Here is a 22465-nt window from a genome sequence, read left to right as displayed (position 1 = left end):
GTTCAAAGCCCTCCTTTTTTATTGTGTTATCGTCTGCCTCGGAAGTTGCCACCTCCTCTGAAATTACCTGCTCCACCACTGCCTCGAAAGCCATTGTTGGATCTTTGAAAGTTATTGACCCTTTCCGTACTGCGGCTTCTTTGTTGTGCTTCCCGCTTTATATTGTTGAGGTTTTGGTTGTTTCCCGCAGATTGCCAATTGTTGCCAGATGACCTGCTTTTCCAATCTCCATTGTTTTCCCGCTTGAAAACATTACCCTGCTTATCGGTATAAACATTATTGGCTCTTTGTTTGGCATTGTTGAGTTGTGCCTTTTGTTCAGCAGACATATTCTTGGAGGCATTATTGACCTTGTCTCGAGCCTGTTGCTTTTGTTGGGGTGTTGCGTTTTCAATTTTATTTCTGGTATTGTTCGCTTTATTCTGAGCTTGCTGTTTCTGCTCAGGAGTCATATTGTCAACCTTGTTGCGGGCATTGTTGATTTGGTTTTTCTGATTTTGCGAAAGGTTATTTCGGTTCAGGTTTTTGTTGGATGATAAGTTGATGTCTTTTGTCTTAGCATCCTTTCTGAAGTTATAGAGGTTATTGGTCTGATTGTTATTGACGTTGATATTGACATTTTTGGAATTGTCAATATTGATTTGATTGCCCGAAATGCGATTGTTGGTCACTCTGTTGTAATTCGGTCTGCCACCATGAGAATAGTAACCACCACGGTAAGGAGGTCGGTATGGTGGTCTATAGACTGGAGGCCCCCACCATCCGCCAGGTCTGTGGTAATAGGAACTGCCTCCAAAGCTCATCCCAAAGGAGAACCATCCAGAGCTGAAACCGAAATTCATGCTCCATCCTGACCAAGGGTTGTAGTGCATGCCAAACCCCCATGTACATGGTCGTGGGTAATAGTAAGTGCCATACCAAGGACGGTAGTAGTATCCTGTTCCATAGACTACGGTAGGACCGTAAACGTACGTTCCAAGGTACCCAGGCGTATATCCCATATAGATATATTCAGGTGTTACATCGTAGACATAAACGTATTTGGTATTATAAGCCTGGTTTTCGGGCGGAATCTTTTCTACTTCTGAAGGACGCTCCGTAGATACCTTCCAAGGGCCTGTCGCTTTCTTGCTGACAAACCATACCCCATTTTCCACGCAGTAGTATTTTCCGTTTGCTTTCAGTACAGTACTGGATGTGTTGACCGCAACTTCCATACTGGTTCCATCTATTTTCTCAAATTTAGGAGAGCCATCATAAGTGACATTACAATCAGTGGAGTTTCTATCGACCTTTGCAGTCTGAGGAATCTGTGCGTCCAGTTTGGCTTCATTGGCGGCATCTGTTCCTGCTACGTTTGCCAAAACATTATCCTTGTCTGAACCTTCAGGGATTTTACTAAAGGACTCAGGTAATTGATCAGAAGAGATATAGTCCCAATTTCCTGTCTCGAGGCTACTGTTGCGATACCACCTTCCCGAAAGTAGCACATAGTATTGCTGGGAGTTGATATCCATAAAAATATCTTCTTTTGAGTTGGTCATGTAAAGCAATCCAGAACCTTCAACAGTCGCAAAGTCCGCTTCCCCTTCCGACTGAATCAGTTCGGCAGGAGTAGTCGTAATGATAATGGCAGGTGGAGAGGCGGCTTTTTCAGGTACATTTTCACTATTTTCCTTCTCTTGTTTCTTTATTTCCTTGTCTATTTTTGAGATGTCTTTTGGCAGCTTGGATACATATTGCCAATTGTCTTTTACTGAAGTTCCATTGTACCAATAACCACCTCCATATATATAAAACTTGTTGTCTGACTTACTTTTAATAATAAAGAATGGGGTATTGACCACCCTCTCTGTGTCAAGGTCTTTGTCTTCCTTGACAATCGGGTCTCCATCAATTGTAATCAATGTAGTTGGCTTTTTTGTATAAATGATATTGGGAGGACTTGTACTCAGGTTGTCAGAAGCATGCTTTCCCTGAGTCTCCAAGGTGGAAACAATTTCATCCAAGTGTATCTCAAGGTTCCATGAAGGGGCTTCCTTCTCCAGTAGCGCTACCAGTTTGTCCGTTTTACTTTGGTCTTCAATGCTCGGAAACTTGGCTTGCTTGATCTTGATAGACTCTAGTGTAGCAGTACGTGAGTCTGTATCAGTGAGGAGTTGGGCTTCTGCCCATATTGCCCCAAATGCGGGTTCACTGTTGGCAGTTTCTTTTACAGAGACAGCAGCTCGTGATGATAGGACATTACCCTCAAGGCTTTCGGGTTGTGGCTGGTAAATGGTCACAACTCCACCAGACTGGAGCGAAACCTCCTTGGGCCAATTTTGGCTAAATCCTAAGTGGGAAATAAATATCAGTGCAGTCAGTGTAAGTGCCAACCGTATAAGATTGAGAAGCTTCATATTGTCAAATTATTGGGTTAGTTGGATGCTTTGTTAAAGATCCTTGACATATAAACCTATTTGAAAGTAAGCTAGTTCTGAATGACGGTTTCTTATAAGGGAAGAGGTCGTAAATACGATGGTGTAAGGCGGGTGAAATGAAGAAAAATAAGGGGTGATCCAACCTCCAACTTGGAGTCAGTGTCTTTAGCATGTGATGAGCCTATTATTTAACTAACAGCAACCAGAAATGAAAAAAATTGATAAGTGGTTCTTGGTTTTTACGACCATGATGATGTTGGTCGCATTCATGACATCGTCTTGTTCAGAATCATCGGATGAATATTCAGGACCAACCAAAGATGTACACCTTACTGTCAAAACTGATAACATAGATAAAGACTCACTTTATGTGACAGGACAGCTACTCTTGCAAGGTAAACTACGCTTTGCAGTAATAAGACTCGACAACGAGCCTCTTTCTGTATTGGAAGCCGAGTCAGCTGAGCTAGCTTATGATATATATACACCCTACTGGTATGGCGCTACAAATGATGGGTTGGAAGCAATCCCCAGTGCTGTAATCGTAGGGGGAAATACTGATTCTCTTGCCATAATATTTAAGACAGTCACCAGTCAGCTATCTGATTGATGATGATTATACCGGCTCCTAATTTATTGTCATTCATTGATCAACAAGTGGTTGCCTTTTGGTAACCACTTTTTTTGGCTTACAAGGTTGAATGAAAGTTTTAGGATCTTAAAAAGTTGTATTTGACTCACAATTGTTAACCCTTATAACATTGCGTATTTGTATCTAAACCTTACATTTGTAATAGATCAAAGAGAATAAAACTTGCAAGTCTCAATATTCTACTTATCAGCGTTTTACTAATCCCATTTAGCTAAATCACACCTAGAAGCCTGTAATACCAAACATTAGACAAAATCTGCAACTTCCTATCTTAAAAATCAAGCTATCGTAATGGATCAGTGCTGTAAGGTGATATACGCTATTCCCTAAAATAATTTGATTACTTAATCTTTTACCCCGTTTTTTCGACAAACCCTACGTCGAAAACAACCTAACTTCAGCTACGAATGAAACCAACTTATCTACTACTCTTTGTTGTGTTCGTGCTATTTGGTAATAGCAGTTACGCACAATCGACAGATGAATGTGAAAGATCCCGTATCAGGGTCATCTATGACCTTTCCCATGAAAATGTAACAGGCGGCTATGATGGTGCTATAAACTTGCGCCCTTATGGTGGACTTTCCCCTTATTCTTGTGAATGGACTGGACCAAATGGCTTTACGTCTACCGATGAAGACCTGATGAATATTACAGCAGGAATCTATCGTGTCAAAATCAAGGACAGAAGAGGGTGTGAGTCAACGTACAGCTATGAAATTAGAACGACCAACACCGATAATGGTGGAGGCGGAACAGGAAATGATTGTGGCCGTATCAGGCTAATATTTAGAGTCACCAGCGAAACCGTTACAAATGCAAAGGACGGTGCAATTGATATAAGCCCTTATGGAGGGCAAGCTCCTTACAGTTGTGCATGGTCTGGGCCTGATGGTTATACAGCTAACACCGAAGACTTAAGTAACCTTAAAGGAGGTAAATACCAAGTTAGGGTAACAGACCGAAATGGTTGTGAAGGTTTTTTCACCTACAATGTGAGAACCGTCAAAGAAGAAGACGTTTGCAGAAACAGTTATGTAGAACTTGATGTAAGACGTATTACACACGAGTCTTATGAAGGTGCTAAGGATGGCAAGATTGACATTCAACTGCTAAAAGGAAAGGCTCCGTTCTTCTATACCTGGACAGGACCTGATGGTTATAAAAGCTACAGTCAGGATCCGACAAGAATGAAAGGAGGGGAGTATAAACTGGTTATTCGTGATGCGAACAATTGTGAACATGAATTTATGTTTGAAATCCTGACTAAGGATGGAAGGAACTTGAAGCCATGTGATTCACAAAGGATATTGGCATACCCAATGATCATAAACCCTACTTATATAGGCGCATCTGATGGTTCGATATCTGTGGATGTGTTTGGTGGAAATGCGCCTTATGTTTATATCTGGACAGGACCTGATGGTTATACCTTCCTAGGAAAAGATGCAACAGGAATGAAAGCCGGTACTTATATACTGAGAGTATTTGACTTGAATGGTTGTCGTGCCTACTTCACTTACTATATGACAGACCCTCCAAGGACTCCAAATGCAAGAAGTGCCTATCAGGATGCAGCTAGAGAGATATCATTTTATCCTAACCCAACAGATGGTATCCTGAAATTACGTCTCCCTGATGGACAGGCAGCAGAAGTAGACATCTTCGATGCAAGCGGAAAGTCAGTTTTCCAGAAAAAGATTGAAGGTGGCTATGAGGTAGAGGTGAACCTTACAAATCAAGAAGCAGGGCTTTACCTGATCAGAACGGTCATAGATGGCAATGTGAAAACAAGTAAGTTTATCCTTAGATAATAGATAAAAGAAATTTGTCTGATAGGTTGTTTACATATAGCGTTAAGAATGTGCCGTCTTTTAGGCGGCATAATCTTCTTTCTCGCTCCAAACAACCAAGACCAACTTCGTGAACTATACTTATGTGTGCTGAAATAAGGCCCAAGACATTTTGTCAAGGGCCTTTTTGATTTTATATAATTACTGAAGCGAATCACATCAGGGGGTGTACGATTATTCTTTATATTTACCTGATTTGGATTTTTTAATGAATCAAATAAGCTGTTTTTGAACAGGTGGTGTTATCCTTATTAAGGCTGAACAAGTGAAATAGGTGAGTATAAGCGGGAGCAGTATTACAATGCTGTTGTTTATTATTAGCAATTGCAATTTGGCATTTCACGTCATGCGTCTCAATTTGATAGCAATTCCATTATCTGACGGTTTCAAACTATTGAATGTTGCAAGACTTTTGTACATTCAACCGTTTTTTTTGTGGAAAACTAAGATCAAAACAGCCTATACAATAAAATTACACACAGATGAAGTCATTAAAACTAATGGTCTTATTGGTGTTTGCTGCTTCTGTGACAGCATTCGCACAGTGGCCAACTCCTGAACTCAAGAAAATAACACCTCAACCATTGCCGAGGAATCATCAGTTCAAGGAGTTTACAAAAGACACCCTGAGCATTGTAGGTGTGGGAGATATCATGATGGGAACCATATACCCTGAATCAGGAATGCACTTGCCTGAGGATCCTTTCAATATATTGGATAAGGTTTCCTATCACTTGAAGGATGCGGACCTGACTTTTGGAAATTTGGAAGGCTCGTTCTCCAACTTTCAGGTAGATGGGGAAATGAAACAGTGTCAGGACTCGACAAAATGTTATGCTTTCAGGATGCCTGAGAGTTATGGACAGATATTGGTCAACAATGGTTTTGATGTCGTAAGTGTATCCAACAACCATGTCAGTGATTTTGGTAAAACAGGCAGGACGCGTTGTATGATGACATTGGACAGAATTGGGATGGAGTATGCAGGACTGTTGGAGAAGCAATACGCGATCTTTGAGAAAGATGGTGTCCGCTACGGTTTTGCAGCGTTTTCACCAAACAATGGTACTGTCAGAATTAATGACTATAAAAAGGCGGTTGAAATAGTGAAAGCGTTGGAGCGCTCAACAGATATTGTGATTGTATCTTTCCATGGTGGTGCTGAGGGACCTAAGCACAGACATGTACCTGGCAAAATTGAAAAATTTTATGGTGAGAATAGAGGCAATGTGTCTCAGTTTGCTCACCTGATGATTGATAATGGAGCAGACATTGTTTTTGGACACGGACCTCATGTGACACGGGCTGTAGAACTTTATAAAGATCGCTTTGTGGCATATAGTATGGGGAACTTCTGCACTTATCACCGTTTTAACCTGACAGGGCATGCAGGCGTTGCGCCTCTTGTTAGGTTGAATGTCAGAAAGGATGGAAGCTTTGTTGATGGGACCTTGGTGCCAATCAAACAAATCGGGGAAGGTATTCCTGTGGTTGATCCACGCAAAACAGCAATTAGAGAAGTGAAGGAGTTGACGTCAGCGGATTTTCCAAAGACGGACTTATATATTGATGTGAATTCTGGAAGAATGGTTCGCAAATCTGAAAAAGACATTGCGAAACAAAGTAGATAAACTAATCATATTGGCAGGTGACTGACAGGTTACCTGCCTTTCTATTTTCTGTAACTATGACTAAGACGACTCATAACGAACAATTCAGTAGCAGGTGGGGGCTGATTCTAGCCTCTTTAGGAATGGCAATTGGAGCAGGAAACCTTTGGCGTTTTCCTAGGATTGCAGGACAGTACGGAGGAACTTTCCTTATTCTTTGGACACTATTTCTCTTTGTATGGTCTATTCCGATTTTGATGACAGAATTTTCCATTGGTAAAAGATTCAAGAAAGGTGTGATAGCTTCCTTTGCAGGAGCTGTCGGCAAAAACTTTACTTGGATGGGTGTGTTTATCGCCCTATGTACCTTGGGAATTACTTTTTACTATTCTGTAGTTACTGCGTGGGGAATGCGTTATTTGGGGATGTCTCTGTCGTTCCTGTTTTCTCAGGAGTCATTGGGCAGTGAGCTAGCTCAAAATCCTTCATATCTTAAATCATTTTGGGAGCAAATATCCAATGGAAATATACTGACTCTAGTACTCCATGCTTTGGCTGTCGGTATTGGAATATTGGTGTTATTCCGTGGAATTCAAAAAGGTTTGGAGCAGGTCAATAAGTTCCTGATACCTTCTCTTTTTATTCTAATGTTGGTGGTAGCAGCTGTGGCGCTCAATACTGAGAATGGAGTGAAAGGGTTGTATTATATGTTCTCAGTGGATATGTCCCTTTTCAGGGATCCGCAGGTCTGGATTGAAGCATTGTCACAGTCTGCATGGTCAACAGGTGCAGGATGGGGATTGATGCTTACGATTTCTTCTTATTCAAGGGATAAGGAAGATGTGACCATGAATATCTTTATCAGTGGAGTTGGTAACAATGTAGCATCAATGGTTGCAGGTATTGCAATTCTACCTTCTGTGTTTGCAGTGGCAGGCAATGAGCAGGAAGCCATCAGCTTTTTACAAAGTGGAAATCAGGCATTGACATTTACGGTAATACCTCAGCTCTACACGAAGATAGCAGGAGGTAATATACTGTCAGTTGTATTCTTCCTTGCATTCACATTGGCAGCCTTCAGTTCACTGCTGACAATGCTGGAATTGTTTATCAGGTTAGTGACAGATATGGGCTTGACGAGAAAATCAGCCACCGTGGTTACAGGTGTTGCTTGCCTAATCTTTGGATTCCCTTCAGCTTGGTCTTTGGATTTCTTTTCCAATCAGGATTGGGTATGGGGTATCGGTCTGATCGTCTCTGGACTCTTTATCATTTTTGTGGCATTTAAGAATGATATTTTCACTTACAAGGAGCGCTTTATTGATAAGGACTCAGACTTTAAGGTTCCAAATGTGTACTACATCTTTACTTTAGTGTTGAATATTCCTCTTGGCGCATTGCTAATCTGGTGGTGGATGTCTAGAGGTTACAGTGAGTCACCTTGGTTCACGGAAGACGGCACTTGGAATATGATGGACGTCTACTCTAATGCCACCATTATTACCCAATGGGGACTTGTCCTGCTTTTGGGAATTATATTGAATGGTTGGTTATATAAATATTTAATGGGAAACGGTAAGCCAAAAGGCACTGCCGTATTGCAGAACGATTAATTAAATTGAGAATCCGTCCCTGTTTTGGAGACGGATTCAGTTTTATAAGACAATGATTGTATTTCCGAACGCAAAGATAAACTTAGGGCTTAATATCATAGAGAAGCGATCAGATGGGTTTCATAATATTGAATCCTGTTTCTATCCAGTAGGATGGGCTGATGCCTTGGAAATTATTCCTGCTGAAGCGTTTTCTTTTACTTCTTCAGGTATTGATATTCCAGGAGACCCAGCTTCTAATTTGTGTGTAAGAGCTTATGAGCTACTGAAAGCAGATTTTGACTTGCCGCCTGTAAAAATTCACCTGCATAAAGTCGTTCCAATTGGTGCGGGAATGGGGGGCGGTTCTTCTGACTGTGCTTTTACCTTCAAACTTTTGAATGAGCTGTTTGAGTTGGGCTTGACTTCTGTCCAAATGCAGGAATATGCAGCAAAACTAGGTAGCGATTGCCCATTTTTTATAGATAACAAGCCTGTATGGGTCACAGGGCGAGGAGAAGTGTTTGAAGCAATAAACCTTGATTTGTCAGGTAAATATATTGTTTTGGCTTATCCTAATTTGCATGTTTCAACAGGAGAGGCTTACGCTGGTATTACACCTCAAATACCTCAGCTGAATGCCAAGCAGGTACTAGAAAATGAGCCTTATGACCTTTGGAAAGATAAGCTCAAGAATGACTTTGAGGATAGTATTCTTGTTAAGTATAAGCAAGTAGCTGATTTGAAAGAATACTTTTACCTGAAAGGGGCGTTTTATGCGAGCATGACGGGGTCTGGTTCTGCCGTATTTGGAATTTTTGAAGAAGACCCTAATGTTTACTTGGGTGAAGGTATCACAAGTTGGCAGGGAGTGTTGTAAAAAGCCTTCGTATTATATCAAAAAGCGCTGTATTCTTGATTTCAGGAGAGTACAGCGCTTTTCTATTTTTCAGCAGTGAGTAGGGTGTTGTAGTGCATTGTTATTAATAGTCGAGAAAAACCTTTAAAAGTGAATTACCGTTCGATAACCTTACATCAGTAATGAATCACTTTCATTGCTACATTGTTTACCAAACCCTTAGACTATGAACAAGATACAATCTCCTGGCGATTTCAGTATGAGTAAGCCTTATAGGCGGAAACTCAGAAATATTGTAGTAGGGTCAGTATTGACAATGGTTGGGTTACTTGTCCTAAATCCGTTTGTCGTAGTTGATTCAGGATTTGTAGGGGTCAAGACAAATTTTGGAGCTGTTCAGAATGAAATCCTTCCTGAAGGAATGCATATGGTCGTTCCGTTTCGAACAAAGGTGATTCCTATCAATGTACGTGTCCAAAAAGTAGAAGCAGATGCCGCAGCATCATCCAAGGATTTGCAGAATGTGACTTCAAGAGTAGCGTTGAACTATTTTCTATCAAAAGATAAGGCAAATACGGTCTTTCAGGAATTAGGAAAGGATTATCAGCAGACGATAATTGAACCGACTATTCAGGAGTCAATCAAGTCAGTAACAGCGATGTTTACGGCGGAGGAGTTGATTACAAAACGACCTGATGTAAAGGAAGCAGTGTACAAAGTGATCAAGAAGCGACTTGAAATCAACAATATCATGGTGACGGATTTTTCCATTATTGATTTCAATTTTTCAGAGGAGTTTAACCGTGCCATTGAGGCAAAGCAGATTGCAGAACAAAGGGCTTTAACAGCCAAGAATGATTTGAATAGGATCAAGACCGAAGCGGAACAAGTCAAAGCCAAAGCAGAAGGTGAAGCAAATGCTAAACTTGCGATGGCAAAAGCCGAAGCCGAAGCGCAGCGTATGCTATCCCAGTCGATTACGGAGAAGGTGTTGAAATTAAGGAGTATTGAAAAATGGGATGGTGTAATGCCTGTTTCTATAGGTGAGGGAACAGGGGCTTATTTGGATATGGTTGGCATGATCAATAGTAAGAGCAAAAAATAAAATATATTAAGTTGACTATATAATGTTTGAAGGGTGTATTGGGGTTTCCTGTACACCCTTTTTACGTACTATGAGGGGCTTGTTGAATACTGATGGTTGGGTGTGTAAGTTGGGTGTCACTTCGCATAAATACAGTCACATTGAACTTCCAGCTTTCTTTTAACTGGTATACCATTTCTTCCTTAGAAACCTCTTTCAGGAAAAGCTCACGGGTATTGCCCGAAGTAATGTCTATCAAAGTGATTTTTTTATTCTTGCTGTCAAATGTCCAACTTCCTGTAGATTTTTTCCCATCTTCTACAAGCATATATTCATGATTGGAAGATAATTTTAGCCGGTCATTTACCTCATGTTGTTCTGCTGGGTAGGGGATGCCAAGAATTGTGCATTTCTGATACTCCCAAGTTTTGCCGATTACTTTTCCCAATAAGTTGGATTCAGCGTTCTGTCTTGTTGGTATGTTGGAGACAAAAAGCATTAGAGATAGAAGCATCGATAGCAATGAGAGTTTCATTTTGTGAATTGTTTTGGGAGTTGATCTGAGCAATTGTACTAGCAAAGATAAATTTTACTGTCAATCATTGTATATAAGATGCTACTTAATTGAAAAAGGTTGCATCATTTTTTACTGAATCGTAAATTTTTTTTCACATCTCGTTGCCACATTATTTTGCGTAAAGCAGGAGTTGTTTGTTATGCTGAGGAAAAAAAATAGAAAAAATATTTGCTTGACCTGAATTTGATAATCAGTAAATTAGCCGTTTTGGGCTTTTCAAGTCTTGATTTTTTACATGAACAGAGTTGCAAATAACGATTGTACCGTGCATCTTTGCATCGCTTTTCACGGTAAAGGCACTGACAATATCAGGAGCGGTAGTTCAGTTGGTTAGAATACCTGCCTGTCACGCAGGGGGTCGCGGGTTCGAGTCCCGTCCGTTCCGCCAACAAGACAGTCTGAAAGTCTTAAAAGATCAGAAACTGGAGCGGTAGTTCAGTTGGTTAGAATACCTGCCTGTCACGCAGGGGGTCGCGGGTTCGAGTCCCGTCCGTTCCGCCAACAAGACGGTCTGAAAGTCTTCCAAAAGATCAGAAACTGGAGCGGTAGTTCAGTTGGTTAGAATACCTGCCTGTCACGCAGGGGGTCGCGGGTTCGAGTCCCGTCCGTTCCGCCAACAAGACGGTCTGAAAGTCTTCCAAAAGATCAGAAACTGGAGCGGTAGTTCAGTTGGTTAGAATACCTGCCTGTCACGCAGGGGGTCGCGGGTTCGAGTCCCGTCCGTTCCGCCAACAAGACGGTCTGAAAGTCTTCCAAAAGATCAGAAACTGGAGCGGTAGTTCAGTTGGTTAGAATACCTGCCTGTCACGCAGGGGGTCGCGGGTTCGAGTCCCGTCCGTTCCGCCAACAAGACGATCTGAAAGTCTTAAAAGATCAGAAACTGGAGCGGTAGTTCAGTTGGTTAGAATACCTGCCTGTCACGCAGGGGGTCGCGGGTTCGAGTCCCGTCCGTTCCGCCAACAAGACGATCTGAAAGTCTTCCAAAAGATCAGAAACTGGAGCGGTAGTTCAGTTGGTTAGAATACCTGCCTGTCACGCAGGGGGTCGCGGGTTCGAGTCCCGTCCGTTCCGCCAACAAGACGGTCTGAAAGTCTTAAAAGATCAGAAACTGGAGCGGTAGTTCAGTTGGTTAGAATACCTGCCTGTCACGCAGGGGGTCGCGGGTTCGAGTCCCGTCCGTTCCGCCAACAAGACGGTCTGAAAGTCTTCCAAAAGATCAGAAACTGGAGCGGTAGTTCAGTTGGTTAGAATACCTGCCTGTCACGCAGGGGGTCGCGGGTTCGAGTCCCGTCCGTTCCGCCAACAAGACGGTCTGAAAGTCTTAAAAGATCAGAAACTGGAGCGGTAGTTCAGTTGGTTAGAATACCTGCCTGTCACGCAGGGGGTCGCGGGTTCGAGTCCCGTCCGTTCCGCCAACAAAAAAAGCCTTGAAGATTCTATATCTTCAAGGCTTTTTTGTTTTAAATCCTTTTCTGTAGTAGTGGTTTTAGCTAATGGCCAGTTAGTGCATTACCTAAGGCTGTAAGCACCTTGTGTCTGTATTGTCGTATTTGATTTTTGCTGTCCTGCGTATTGGCTTATTTTATCACTTCCAAGATTGTATACCATTACATCCACAAGTAGCAGTGCAGTAATAAGTGCGCCGCTTATAACATACCCTCTAATAGGAGGCATGTACTGAAGGAATGATCTGTATACTCTTATGATAATGGCAGTGCTGCTCAATAGCAGGTAAATGATGAGAATTGAATGATAAATCCAGAACATTGTTTTTGTTTGAATAAATGAAAGCTATGTATTCGACTAGGTTAAAGGGTAATCCTTGCCTTAAATGTACACCAAAAGGGTGTTGTGGTATAAGACGTATAAGGTTTGTAGGTTGTTAATAAAATTGCAATTCAAACCTTACGATGTCTCAATAACTTGAAGAATGTTGTTGTTATTATGCAAAAGAAAGAAAATTTATATGAAATAAATAAGTGTTAATTGAAAAATTATTAGACAATTTCGATGAAAACACTTGAAATAAAGAGGAATAAGGTCTGTCAAGAGCCCGATGTGTGGAAAAAGGTTGTTGTGACTTGAAACCTGACATGTATTAGCTTTTGGGAGAAAAAGAAAAGTCATCATGAACGCAATGTCCATGATGACTTTTCTTTTGATGTGTTGTGCCTTGTTGAATTGGGTGAGTTTACCTACTAATAAGGGATAAGCGTGATGTTTTCCCATTCAGAGTCAAACTTGTAGTCCTCTCCAGTTTCCATCATATCCTCATCGTTGATTGGATAATACCAGTTGACAATAGCCTTCCCTTCTCCTGAAATGTCATATTCATACAGCATCTCAATAATGTGGTAAAAACACTTTGAAGAGGCTGTATTGAAGTATGTCATCTTAAAGTTGAGCGTAACTTCCCGATTAGGAGTGGAAAGGTACTCTCTAAGCCATTTAAAGACCGGCTGGAAAAACTCTGTAGTGTATTCGTGATAAGATTGTCCAGAAATAGATAAAATGTCTGAGTCAGTATTAAAGTCGATTAGTGGGATAAACTCTTTTTGTTCGATCAGCAATGCTTCCATATAAAACTCTAGGTTTTGGGTTATTCAAAAAAAGGGGTCAACAGAAATCAGCTATGCGCTGACTAAAGATAGCAGAATCATATGTTCATTTCTAAATTGAACATTTATCTGAAATATAGTGATAAAATAATTGTATAATTAGATAATTGTAAGACATTTTTTAATCTTGTTGAGATGTAAGGCATCAATAATAACTTTCTTTAACTATGAATTTGTCGCTTCAGGAGTTTCTGAACTACCCATTATTTGAATTTCAGGGAAAATCCTTTACCCCATTTCAGTTAGTTATTATAGCGCTGTTAGTTGTATTTTTCAAATTTGTGGGGAGAATTGTTTATGGTAGAGTTGAACGCTTTATGCATATGCAATCTGGTATTGACATTCGAAGAGCAGGGAACTTATTGCAGGTAATGAAGTACCTCTCTTATGTGGTGTTGGTCATATTGGTGCTGCAAATCCTAGACCTCGATGTAAGTCTATTTCTGGCAGGTTCGGCAGCCTTGTTGGTAGGTGTTGGGTTAGGGTTGCAACAGGTGTTTTATGATTTGGCAGCAGGACTATTTATTCTTTTTGAAGGTCAGGTGAATAATGGGGATGTTGTTGAGATAGATGGACTTGTAGGTAGGGTGCAGAAGATAGGTTTCAGAACATCATTGGTAGTGACAAAGGATGAGATTGTAATCATTATTCCTAACTCAAAATTTATTACTGACAATGTCGTGAACTGGTCAGAAGGAAATAACTCTACCCGATTTAAGATCAAAGTAGGGGTGGCGTACGGATCAGATCTCAAGTTGGTAAGAGATACGTTGTTGCAGTGTGCTTATGAGCATAAGTCTGTTACAAAGCATTTGGAGCCTGTAGTGATCTTTTCTGACTTTGGAAATTCTTCCTTGGATTTTGAGCTGTATTTCTGGTCAGAGGATGTTTGGAGAATGGAAGTGATCAGTAGTGAGTTAAGGTTTCGGATCGATGAATTGTTTAGGGAAAGGGGAGTTGTAGTGCCATTCCCACAGCAGGATTTACATATAGTAAGCAGTTCAGTGCCTTTGAGCTGATCGAAAAAAATGGACAGTACCTTAAGTGCTGTCCATTTTTATATTAATTGAGGTGTAGTTGTATAAACTGAAGTTCTTCTTCCAAGACTTTGTCTTTAACCATTTCATTGTGTAGCTCATGGCGCATACCGTTCCAGCTTTTGTATGTGACAAGGTCAGAAGGAGCATTTCTGATAAACTCTTCACTTGCTTTGTGAGAAGTGATATTGTCAGCGTTGCCATGCATAAGCAATAGTGGGTGTTTTAATAGGTTTGCATTAAGTAGCGCCCATTGTCCAGCGTCATTGACTCCTGAGAAAAGCATTGAACTGATTTTTCCATGAACAAGTGGGTCATCCTGGTATTTTCTGCCAACGGTTAGGTCAGAGGAAAGGTCTTCAGGAACCAACTTGGTTGGAAGGGTGAAGGATGGGAGTAAGTTACCAATCACTTTTCCGACCATGACCACAGGCTTGGCTGGTGTATTGGTCAATCGTAACCAAGGACTCGTAACAATGACAGCTTTTACAATGGATGGACGTTCACGAAGGGTGTAGACAGTTACCAGATTTCCGCCCATGCTATGTCCATATAGGATAATAGGAATACCTTCAAACTTACTGTGAACCAGTGCTAGGAATTCAGTGATGTTTTCCATTAGGGAGTCATAGCTCGGTACGACACCCCGTTTGCCTCCTGATTTGCCATGACCACGTAGGTCGTATCCGATAAAACCGTACCCATGTGTGTTGAAGAATTTTGCAACATGTTCATAACGACCAATGTGTTCGCCAAATCCATGTACCATACAGATAATGGCTTTCGGTTGTTGGTTGTCAGGCATCCATCCCTTGCCTTCCAATACAACTTTGTCTTTGGTTTCCCAACTGAAATTGAAATCCATAGGTTGTGTGTTTATTGATATAAAAAAAGCGTCAACCCTGAGATGTGGTATACCTCAGATATTGACGCTTTGTAATGGTTATGATTTCATGAGATAAACCGGATTAAGCTTCACCCATTGTACCTCCGAATCCCATTGGGAATTTTGGGGCATCTTCTGTTCTTTTAATCGGTCCAAAACTTTGCTCATATTTCTGAAGGTTGTCCTGTAAGGCATGCATCAGCCTTTTAGCGTGTTCAGGAGTCAGGATGACTCTTGATTTTACTTTCGCTTTTGGAACACCTGGCATCATTCTGATAAAATCCAGCACAAACTCACTGTTGGAGTGGGCAATCATCGCCAGATTAGCATAAACCCCTTCCGCTACATCTTCCGTTAGTTCTATATTGATTTGGTTTTCAGGTAATTTTTTTTCCTCGTTCTCCATCTGTTTTTGAATTTATGTTGGTCAGCAATTAGATATGGCTAAATAAATGATAAATACCCAAAAAAAGAAATGGATATGGGCAGATAGCAGGTAGTGTAAACTTACTATTCTACAATACTAGTAAGGATACTGATCAAAGAAAGGTGTGAAACCGATTAAGGTAAAATCCTGTTTTAGACAAATTATACAATTGAATCAGATAGAGCGTTTGAATTTCAAACGGTTGCAGAAAAATAATATGGGGGATAATGAGAAATACCACTCCAAATGTGTGCAGACTTGTTCCTTAAAGCGTATTTTGACCGCACCTGGAGGTAGGTGTTAACTGTAACTTACTTCATATTAATGTGTGTGTGAAGTGACTTTTGTGAGTCACTACTATAAATAAAATACTATTATGCTTACGGGCCTGAAAACATCTAACAGACTGGTCGAAGTAACAGCTCCACTCAGCGTTAACCTTTCCAATTTGCAGGAGAGAAGTGAGCAAGAGTGGAAGCAGTTTGAACAGTGGGTGAAAGAAATGAAGCAACTGGGAGTGCAAGACGTTGTCGTGCCGATCTTCTGGGGGCGTGTGAATGAGGAAGACAGGAGAGACTTTGACTGGTCTTACTGTCTGAGAGTAAAAAGAATTTTGGAGTCTCACAGGATGGGTTTTGTCCCTGAGTTGTGTTTCCATTTTATATATGCATCCCAACTGAATCAGGTTCAGACACTGCCTGAATGGCTGTGGGGAGAACTGCTGATTACACAGAGTAAGGTGGAGAAGATATCTGACCTGAAGTATGTCAGTGAGACAGGTGAGAAATCTTCGGAGTATGTTTCACTTTGGTCAGATGAATATGTTGTTCCATTGTATCAGGAGTTTATACATGAGTTTCTGAAGCTGTTCCAGTACAATAAGGAAGACCTGAGGAAAATTATCATCAGTATGGGGCCAAGTGGTGAGCTCCGTTATCCTTCATTTGATTTGCATGACTGGGGTGGCTACCCGAACAGAGGTACCTTGCAGTGTTATTCAAGACTGGCAAAGAAGTCATTTGTACAGTATGTAATGGATAAGTACGGAGCAATTGAAGCCGTGAACGAAGCTTGGGACCGTATTATGAATAACTTTGGTCAGGTAGAGCTTCCGGACCGAAATTATGACATCTTCAAGGATAAGGCATATATCAATACCCAATATGGTCGGGATGTTGTCAATTGGTACCATAGCTGCTTGGTGGAGCATGGTAACAGGATGCTAACGGCATCATTCAAGGAGCTTGATAACCTTTTCTTTAATCATGCGAAGGTAGGTTTTAGAATAGCTGGTGTGCATTGGAAAATCAGTGACCCTGTGGAGCCGCGAGTAGCTGAGATCACTTCTGGGATTATTGATACACATGAAAAGCTAAGCTATTATGATCAAGGGGAGTATGTGACTGCTTTAGAGAAGATTGTACCTGAGGAGTATAGAGATCGAACGGTACTTCACTTCACTTGTGTAGAAAAAGAGAACAAGGATCATAAAGGTTACAGTAGAGGAGGGGACTTGTCAGGTTGGATAGCCGATGCAGCCAATAAGCTTGGAATTGGTCTTGTGGCAGAAAATGGCGTGTCGGATGCTCTTTATCATAACAGGTCTTGGGATCAGATGGAGAAGATGCTTTTCAGGGAAGTGCCATTTCATGGAGTCAACTTGAAGAGTATTCAGACATTGATGGAGGAAAACCCTATCGGAAGACAGCGGTTGACCCGTATGGTAGAAGGTCTGAAAAATGACTTGTCAACGGTTCCTAAGCGGAAAAGGGTATTCCGTGTGATGGGACCTTTGCATGTGAAAGCTACTTCGCATAGGAAACTACTGGAGGATGAGCAATGGTTTGAGTTTGATAGGCAACTGAAACTGATCAAAGAAACAGGTGTAACAGCCGTTTCAATTGATGTTTGGTGGGGACTGGTGCAGGCAAATGGAGAAAATAGTTACGATTGGAGGTACTATGACACCATTGTGAGGAAAATTCGCTCCAATGGCTTGAACTGGGTGCCAATACTTTCATTCCATCAAGCAGGCGGTAATGTAAATGATGACTTTTTGCAATTGATTCCGCTATGGGTTTGGGGGAAATTAATGGAGTACCCAGAAATTAAGTGTATCAGTGACTTACAGTATGTTTCAGAAACTGGAGATGCCAGTATAGAATATGTGTCCCTTTGGGCTGACAGGTTTGTGATGCCTTATTACCGCAAGTTTATGGAGGCTTTCAGGGATCACTACAGTGAGTTTGCTGATATGACAGAAGAAGTTAATGTCAGCTTAGGACCTGCAGGGGAATTACGTTACCCATCTTATAATGCCCATGACTGGGGAGATTATCCTAACCGGGGTACTTTGCAGTGCTACTCAAGGTTGGCTAAAGAAAGCTTTAGGAAATGGGTAGTGGATTATTATCAGGATATTGAAAGTGTTAATAAGGCTTGGGGTACGCATATTAAGGATGAAGAGGAAATTCATTTGCCAGCAGATGTTGATGCCTTCTTTACTAGTAAAGATTACATCCATACTGTTTATGGCAGAAATGTAATCGAATGGTATAACCGTTCTTTGGTGAAGCACGGTCGTAGAGTATTGCAGCAAGCATTAGATGTTTTTGGAACATCAGAGTATAGGGAGACGCCTATTGGATTCAAGATTCCAGGTATACATTGGAATATCAGTGATCCAGAAATGCCAAGAAGCTCTGAGATTACGGCAGGTTTGATTGCTTCCCATGAAAACCTAAGCGCCAAAAACCACGGAGAGTACAAGGAGTTTTTGGGTAAGATCGTTACACCAGATATAAAAGACAGGTTAGAACTTCATTTTACTTGTCTGGAAAAGTACAATATGGATTATAAAGGTTATTCAAGAGCTGAAGATTTGGTGATTTGGATGGCTGAAGCGGCCTATGTACTAGGAGTGGAAGTAATGGGAGAGAATGCAACCCCTCATGAATTGTTGATCAAAGAAGGGTGGGAGCAAGTAGAGAGAGCCTTGACGAGAGAGAAATCCTATAAAGGGTTGACTGTTTTGAGGATGCAGGATCTGATGTCTGCACCCGAATATGGCTTGGCAAGCTTTAAGGAGTTGATACAGAAGTTGTCCTATTAATACTTATGGAAGTCGGTTCGAGTTGTTCGGGCCGACTTTTTTTAATTAAAAAGATAAAGTATGGACATAAAAAAAAGCTGTCTCAAATAATTGAGACAGCTTTTACTGTTTCGTCGGGGCGGCAGGATTCGAACCTGCGACCCCCTGCTCCCAAAGCAGGTGCGCTAACCGGGCTGCGCTACGCCCCGAACGGTTTGGGCCACGGCTGACCCAAACAAGGTGATCCGGCCAGGACTCGAACCTGGAACCTTCTGCTTAGAAGGCAGAAGCTCTATCCAGTTGAGCTACCGGACCAAGCTTTTACCGAGTCAGATTGTCGAAACTTTGATAAGTGGTTCTTAAATCTAACATCATTCAATTGTTCGTCGGGGCGGCAGGATTCGAACCTGCGACCCCCTGCTCCCAAAGCAGGTGCGCTAACCGGGCTGCGCTACGCCCCGAACAATTATTTGGTGTAATTGCCAAACTGATGATAGTGATCCGGCCAGGACTCGAACCTGGAACCTTCTGCTTAGAAGGCAGAAGCTCTATCCAGTTGAGCTACCGGACCAAGCTTTTTAGATCTTAGATCGAGATATCCAATTTTACTTTTCAATCTCTGAACCGACTTTTCTAAAGTCTCTAATTCTGTTCGTCGGGGCGGCAGGATTCGAACCTGCGACCCCCTGCTCCCAAAGCAGGTGCGCTAACCGGGCTGCGCTACGCCCCGAACATTTTTTGCGTTTTTAAAGTTGGCAAGATTATTGCTAAAAGCCTCTTTTTTGAAACGCTTTGCAAAGGTAAGGCGTTTTTTTATTTCTCCAAATATTAGGATTAAAAAAAATAGTACTTTGAGTGTTAATGAGTGTAAAAAATCAATATTGTTTAAAAAATGATCTGTAAATGTTTATAAAAAAGACATTTTTGAATATTGCATAGATCGATAAGTACAATTACACCTTTTTTTGATTAAATTTGTGGCGTATTTACGAAAATGAGTGTGAATGTTTATATTTAAGGCATTTTGAACGGAAATATGATTTTTCGTAGAAATGCCTAAGAATTTTTTTACTTGATTTTCAGGTAGATCATATTGAATCATAGCATTTAAAATATAGATAGCCGTGGAAAACGAACTAAACAAACAAGAAGACCACAACGATGAATCTCACATCGAACATGGAGGCAGCCAAACGCTGCACGTGTCCGGTATGTATGAGAACTGGTTTTTGGATTATGCTTCTTATGTAATTCTAGAACGTGCGGTACCTGCGCTGGAAGATGGTTTCAAGCCTGTGCAACGTAGGATCATGCATGCAATGAAGGAGCTGGATGACGGTCGTTTCAATAAGGTGGCAAACATTATTGGTAGTACAATGCAGTTTCACCCTCATGGTGATGCAGCCATTGGAGATGCTATAGTGAACCTTGGTCAGAAAGACCTCCTGATTGATACACAAGGTAACTGGGGTGATGTTAGGACTGGTGATAGTGCTGCAGCGCCACGTTACATTGAGGCAAGACTTTCAAAACTGGCATTGGATGTTGTCTTCAACCCAAAAACAACTGAATGGCAGCTTTCTTATGACGGTCGTAAGAGGGAGCCTATTAATTTGCCTGTGAAATTCCCTTTATTGTTGGCTCAGGGTGTAGAAGGTATTGCCGTTGGTTTGGCGACCAAAATTATGCCTCACAACTTTGTGGAGTTGATAAAGGGTTCTATTGATATACTGAAAGGTAAGGAAGTAAGCCTCTATCCAGATTTTCCTACTGGTGGACAGGCAGACTTCTCTAACTATAATGGAGGTCTGAAAGGTGGTAAAATCCGTGTGAGAGCAAGGATTGAGGTACATGATAATAAAACACTCCTGGTCAAGGAAATCCCGTACGCTACTACCACGACCAGCCTTATTGATTCGATCATTAAAGCCAATGACCAAGGCAAGATCAAGATCAAGAAGGTTATTGACAATACAGCCGAACATGTAGAGGTAGAGGTACAACTAGGTACAGGACAGTCTCCTGATGTTGCGATTGCGGCATTGTATGCCTTTACAGACTGTGAAGTTTCTATTTCTCCAAACGCTTGTGTCATTATTGATGAGCGTCCACACTTTATGTCGGTTAACGATATTCTTAAGGTTAATACCAATAATACGATTAACCTGCTGAAGAGAGAGTTGGAGATTCAGCGTGCTGAATTGCTTGAAAAAATCCTTTTCTCATCATTGGAGAAAATCTTTATCGAAAATAGAATCTACCGCAAGATTGAGGAATGTGAAACGTGGGAAGCGGTAATTCAAACAATTGATAAAGGACTTGAGCCATATAAGCCAGACTTCTACCGTGAGATAACAGAGGAAGATATCGTCAGACTTACAGAGATCAAGATCAAACGTATCTCAAAATTTGACTCCTTCAAGGCTGATGAGGTGATGAAAGGACTTCAGGATCAGTTGGAGGAAGTTGAGCATCATTTGGCGAATATGATTGAATATGCGATCTCTTACTTCAAGGACCTATTGAAGAAATACGGCAAGGGAAGAGAGCGTAACACAGAAATTGCAAACTTCGATACAATTCAGGCTGCTAAAGTGGCAGCAAACAATGCTAAACTGTATGTTGACCGTAAGGAAGGCTTTATCGGTTATGCCCTCAAGAAAGATGAAAGCGTAGAAGAAGTGATGGAGTGTTCTGATATTGATGATATCATTGTATTCCGTCGTGACGGTAAATATATGGTCACCAAGATTGCTGAAAAGCTGTTTGTGGGTAAAGACATTATTCATGCGGAAGTTTATGTAAAAGGAGACGAGCGCAAGATTTACAACTGTGTTTATCTGGATGGTAAATCAGGTGTATCACGCGTGAAACGTTTCCAAGTACTGAGTTTTACCAGAGACCGTGAGTATGATGTAACAAAAGGTGATAAAGGCAGTAAAGTGCTTTATTTCTCAGCCAACCCTAACGGTGAGGCAGAAATTGTAGGAGTATCACTTTCACCTAACAGCAAGGCCAAAATAAAGTCATTTGAATATGATTTTGCTGAACTTGAAATCAAGGGGCGTACATCACAAGGAAATATCCTGACCAAGTATCCTGTAAGAAGAGTGACACTGGTACAGGAAGGTGTGTCTACCTTGCCAGCTGTAGACCTTTGGTTTGATGAGTCTGTAGGCATCTTGAATAAGGATGGTAACGGTAAGTACCTTGGTAAATTCAAGGACGAAGACAAGATTATCGTTATTTTTGATACTGGTGAGTACGAGTTGACCAACTTTGAGTTGACCAATCGCTATGATACGAGACGTATCGTGGTGTTGGAGAAATTCAGACCAAACAAGGTAATCACAGCTGTACATTATGATACAAACAACCGTGCGTATTATGTGAAGCGATTCCTGATCGAAACAACGACCATGAACAAACGCTTCAAGTTCATTACAGATTACCCTGCTTCTCGTTTGCTGATGGCAACACTTCAGGAGAACCCTGTGGTAGACATCAGTTACAAAGAAGGTCGTAAGAAGAGTAAAACGACTGAGGAACTGAAAGACTATACAGATGTAATGGGCTGGAAGGCGCTCGGTAAAAAGCTTCCTTATGATACTTCTGTAGAGGCAGAGCTTACATCAGAAGATGATCCGGTGACTGAAGAGCAGGAAAAAGCAGACGCAGCCAAGAAGAAGGATGATGATGTGAATGATAATGTAAAAACCAATCAGCTTGGTATTTTCTAAATACTGGCTGAATGAT

At 41.3% G+C, this 22465-nt stretch carries 15 protein-coding genes and 15 tRNA genes; 19 read left to right on the top strand and 11 right to left on the bottom strand.

Annotated elements, in window-relative coordinates:
- Nucleotides 1-26: 26 nt before the first annotated feature.
- Complete coding sequence (locus V6R21_RS21100; RefSeq protein WP_334245520.1) at nt 27-2402, bottom strand: hypothetical protein; 2376 nt, start codon at nt 2400-2402, stop codon at nt 27-29.
- 229 nt (nt 2403-2631) lie between these two features.
- Here V6R21_RS21100 and V6R21_RS21095 point away from each other — a divergent pair, with 229 nt between their 5' ends.
- From V6R21_RS21095 to V6R21_RS21070, 6 genes are all read left to right on the top strand, one after another.
- The gene (locus V6R21_RS21095) at nt 2632-3033 is read left to right on the top strand and encodes a hypothetical protein (RefSeq protein WP_334245519.1); all 402 of its coding nucleotides are present in this window, start codon (nt 2632-2634) and stop codon (nt 3031-3033) included.
- Nucleotides 3034-3482: 449 nt separating this feature from the next.
- Nucleotides 3483-4889 carry a T9SS type A sorting domain-containing protein gene (locus tag V6R21_RS21090; protein ID WP_334245518.1) on the top strand — a complete coding sequence of 469 codons (1407 nt, stop codon included), beginning with the start codon at nt 3483-3485 and terminating at the stop codon, nt 4887-4889.
- Between the two features lie 521 nt (nt 4890-5410).
- Nucleotides 5411-6559 carry a CapA family protein gene (locus tag V6R21_RS21085; RefSeq protein WP_334245517.1) on the top strand — a complete coding sequence of 383 codons (1149 nt, stop codon included), beginning with the start codon at nt 5411-5413 and terminating at the stop codon, nt 6557-6559.
- Between the two features lie 56 nt (nt 6560-6615).
- Nucleotides 6616-8151 (top strand): sodium-dependent transporter, encoded by a 1536-nt coding sequence (locus tag V6R21_RS21080; protein ID WP_334245516.1) that lies wholly within the window; start codon nt 6616-6618, stop codon nt 8149-8151.
- A 52-nt stretch (nt 8152-8203) separates the two neighbouring features.
- Entirely contained in the window at nt 8204-9010 is an 807-nt protein-coding gene (gene ispE, locus V6R21_RS21075; protein ID WP_334245515.1) for a 4-(cytidine 5'-diphospho)-2-C-methyl-D-erythritol kinase, read from the top strand.
- Between the two features lie 205 nt (nt 9011-9215).
- Nucleotides 9216-10094 (top strand): prohibitin family protein, encoded by an 879-nt coding sequence (locus tag V6R21_RS21070; protein WP_334245514.1) that lies wholly within the window; start codon nt 9216-9218, stop codon nt 10092-10094.
- A gap of 61 nt (nt 10095-10155) precedes the next feature.
- Here V6R21_RS21070 and V6R21_RS21065 read toward each other — a convergent pair whose 3' ends face one another.
- Nucleotides 10156-10608, bottom strand: a complete 453-nt coding sequence (locus tag V6R21_RS21065) for a hypothetical protein (protein ID WP_334245513.1) — start codon at nt 10606-10608, stop codon at nt 10156-10158.
- A gap of 353 nt (nt 10609-10961) precedes the next feature.
- Here V6R21_RS21065 and V6R21_RS21060 point away from each other — a divergent pair.
- The 10 genes from V6R21_RS21060 (at nt 10962) to V6R21_RS21015 (ending at nt 12065) form a co-directional block, all read left to right on the top strand.
- A tRNA-Asp gene (locus V6R21_RS21060) sits at nt 10962-11038 on the top strand.
- Nucleotides 11039-11074: 36 nt separating this feature from the next.
- A tRNA-Asp gene (locus tag V6R21_RS21055) sits at nt 11075-11151 on the top strand.
- A 38-nt stretch (nt 11152-11189) separates the two neighbouring features.
- A tRNA-Asp gene (locus tag V6R21_RS21050) sits at nt 11190-11266 on the top strand.
- Between the two features lie 38 nt (nt 11267-11304).
- A tRNA-Asp gene (locus V6R21_RS21045) sits at nt 11305-11381 on the top strand.
- A 38-nt stretch (nt 11382-11419) separates the two neighbouring features.
- Nucleotides 11420-11496: transfer RNA gene (locus tag V6R21_RS21040), tRNA-Asp, on the top strand.
- A gap of 36 nt (nt 11497-11532) precedes the next feature.
- Nucleotides 11533-11609 (top strand) — tRNA-Asp (locus V6R21_RS21035).
- A gap of 38 nt (nt 11610-11647) precedes the next feature.
- Nucleotides 11648-11724, top strand: a tRNA-Asp gene (locus tag V6R21_RS21030).
- Between the two features lie 36 nt (nt 11725-11760).
- A tRNA-Asp gene (locus V6R21_RS21025) sits at nt 11761-11837 on the top strand.
- Nucleotides 11838-11875: 38 nt separating this feature from the next.
- A tRNA-Asp gene (locus V6R21_RS21020) sits at nt 11876-11952 on the top strand.
- A gap of 36 nt (nt 11953-11988) precedes the next feature.
- Nucleotides 11989-12065, top strand: a tRNA-Asp gene (locus tag V6R21_RS21015).
- Nucleotides 12066-12159: 94 nt separating this feature from the next.
- Here V6R21_RS21015 and V6R21_RS21010 read toward each other — a convergent pair.
- Nucleotides 12160-12417, bottom strand: a complete 258-nt coding sequence (locus V6R21_RS21010) for a hypothetical protein (protein WP_334245512.1) — start codon at nt 12415-12417, stop codon at nt 12160-12162.
- 431 nt (nt 12418-12848) lie between these two features.
- Complete coding sequence (locus V6R21_RS21005) at nt 12849-13229, bottom strand: DUF1987 domain-containing protein (protein ID WP_334245511.1); 381 nt, start codon at nt 13227-13229, stop codon at nt 12849-12851.
- A 206-nt stretch (nt 13230-13435) separates the two neighbouring features.
- Between V6R21_RS21005 and V6R21_RS21000 the strand changes: the two genes are divergently transcribed.
- A complete protein-coding gene (locus tag V6R21_RS21000; protein WP_334245510.1) occupies nt 13436-14287 on the top strand; it encodes a mechanosensitive ion channel family protein in 852 nt (283 codons plus the stop codon).
- 43 nt (nt 14288-14330) lie between these two features.
- Here the strand turns inward: V6R21_RS21000 and V6R21_RS20995 are convergent, their stop codons facing one another.
- Both V6R21_RS20995 and V6R21_RS20990 read right to left on the bottom strand, forming a co-directional pair.
- The gene (locus V6R21_RS20995; RefSeq protein WP_334245509.1) at nt 14331-15170 is read right to left on the bottom strand and encodes an alpha/beta hydrolase; all 840 of its coding nucleotides are present in this window, start codon (nt 15168-15170) and stop codon (nt 14331-14333) included.
- Nucleotides 15171-15273: 103 nt separating this feature from the next.
- A complete protein-coding gene (locus V6R21_RS20990; protein ID WP_334245508.1) occupies nt 15274-15597 on the bottom strand; it encodes a DUF3467 domain-containing protein in 324 nt (107 codons plus the stop codon).
- Nucleotides 15598-15994: 397 nt separating this feature from the next.
- Between V6R21_RS20990 and V6R21_RS20985 the strand changes: the two genes are divergently transcribed.
- Nucleotides 15995-18730, top strand: a complete 2736-nt coding sequence (locus V6R21_RS20985) for a family 14 glycosylhydrolase (RefSeq protein ID WP_334245507.1) — start codon at nt 15995-15997, stop codon at nt 18728-18730.
- A 113-nt stretch (nt 18731-18843) separates the two neighbouring features.
- Here V6R21_RS20985 and V6R21_RS20980 read toward each other — a convergent pair.
- The 5 genes from V6R21_RS20980 to V6R21_RS20960 form a co-directional block, all read right to left on the bottom strand.
- Nucleotides 18844-18918 (bottom strand) — tRNA-Pro (locus tag V6R21_RS20980).
- 32 nt (nt 18919-18950) lie between these two features.
- A tRNA-Arg gene (locus V6R21_RS20975) sits at nt 18951-19024 on the bottom strand.
- Nucleotides 19025-19095: 71 nt separating this feature from the next.
- Nucleotides 19096-19170 (bottom strand) — tRNA-Pro (locus V6R21_RS20970).
- Between the two features lie 36 nt (nt 19171-19206).
- Nucleotides 19207-19280, bottom strand: a tRNA-Arg gene (locus V6R21_RS20965).
- Nucleotides 19281-19364: 84 nt separating this feature from the next.
- Nucleotides 19365-19439 (bottom strand) — tRNA-Pro (locus V6R21_RS20960).
- A gap of 394 nt (nt 19440-19833) precedes the next feature.
- Between V6R21_RS20960 and V6R21_RS20955 the strand changes: the two genes are divergently transcribed.
- Nucleotides 19834-22449 carry a DNA gyrase/topoisomerase IV subunit A gene (locus V6R21_RS20955; protein WP_334245506.1) on the top strand — a complete coding sequence of 872 codons (2616 nt, stop codon included), beginning with the start codon at nt 19834-19836 and terminating at the stop codon, nt 22447-22449.
- Nucleotides 22450-22465 lie beyond the last annotated feature (16 nt).

Source organism: Limibacter armeniacum (assembly GCF_036880985.1).
GTDB lineage: Bacteria > Bacteroidota > Bacteroidia > Cytophagales > Flammeovirgaceae > Limibacter > Limibacter armeniacum.
Note: the sequence above shows the minus strand (reverse complement) of the source record. Positions and strands in the feature narration are given on the sequence as shown.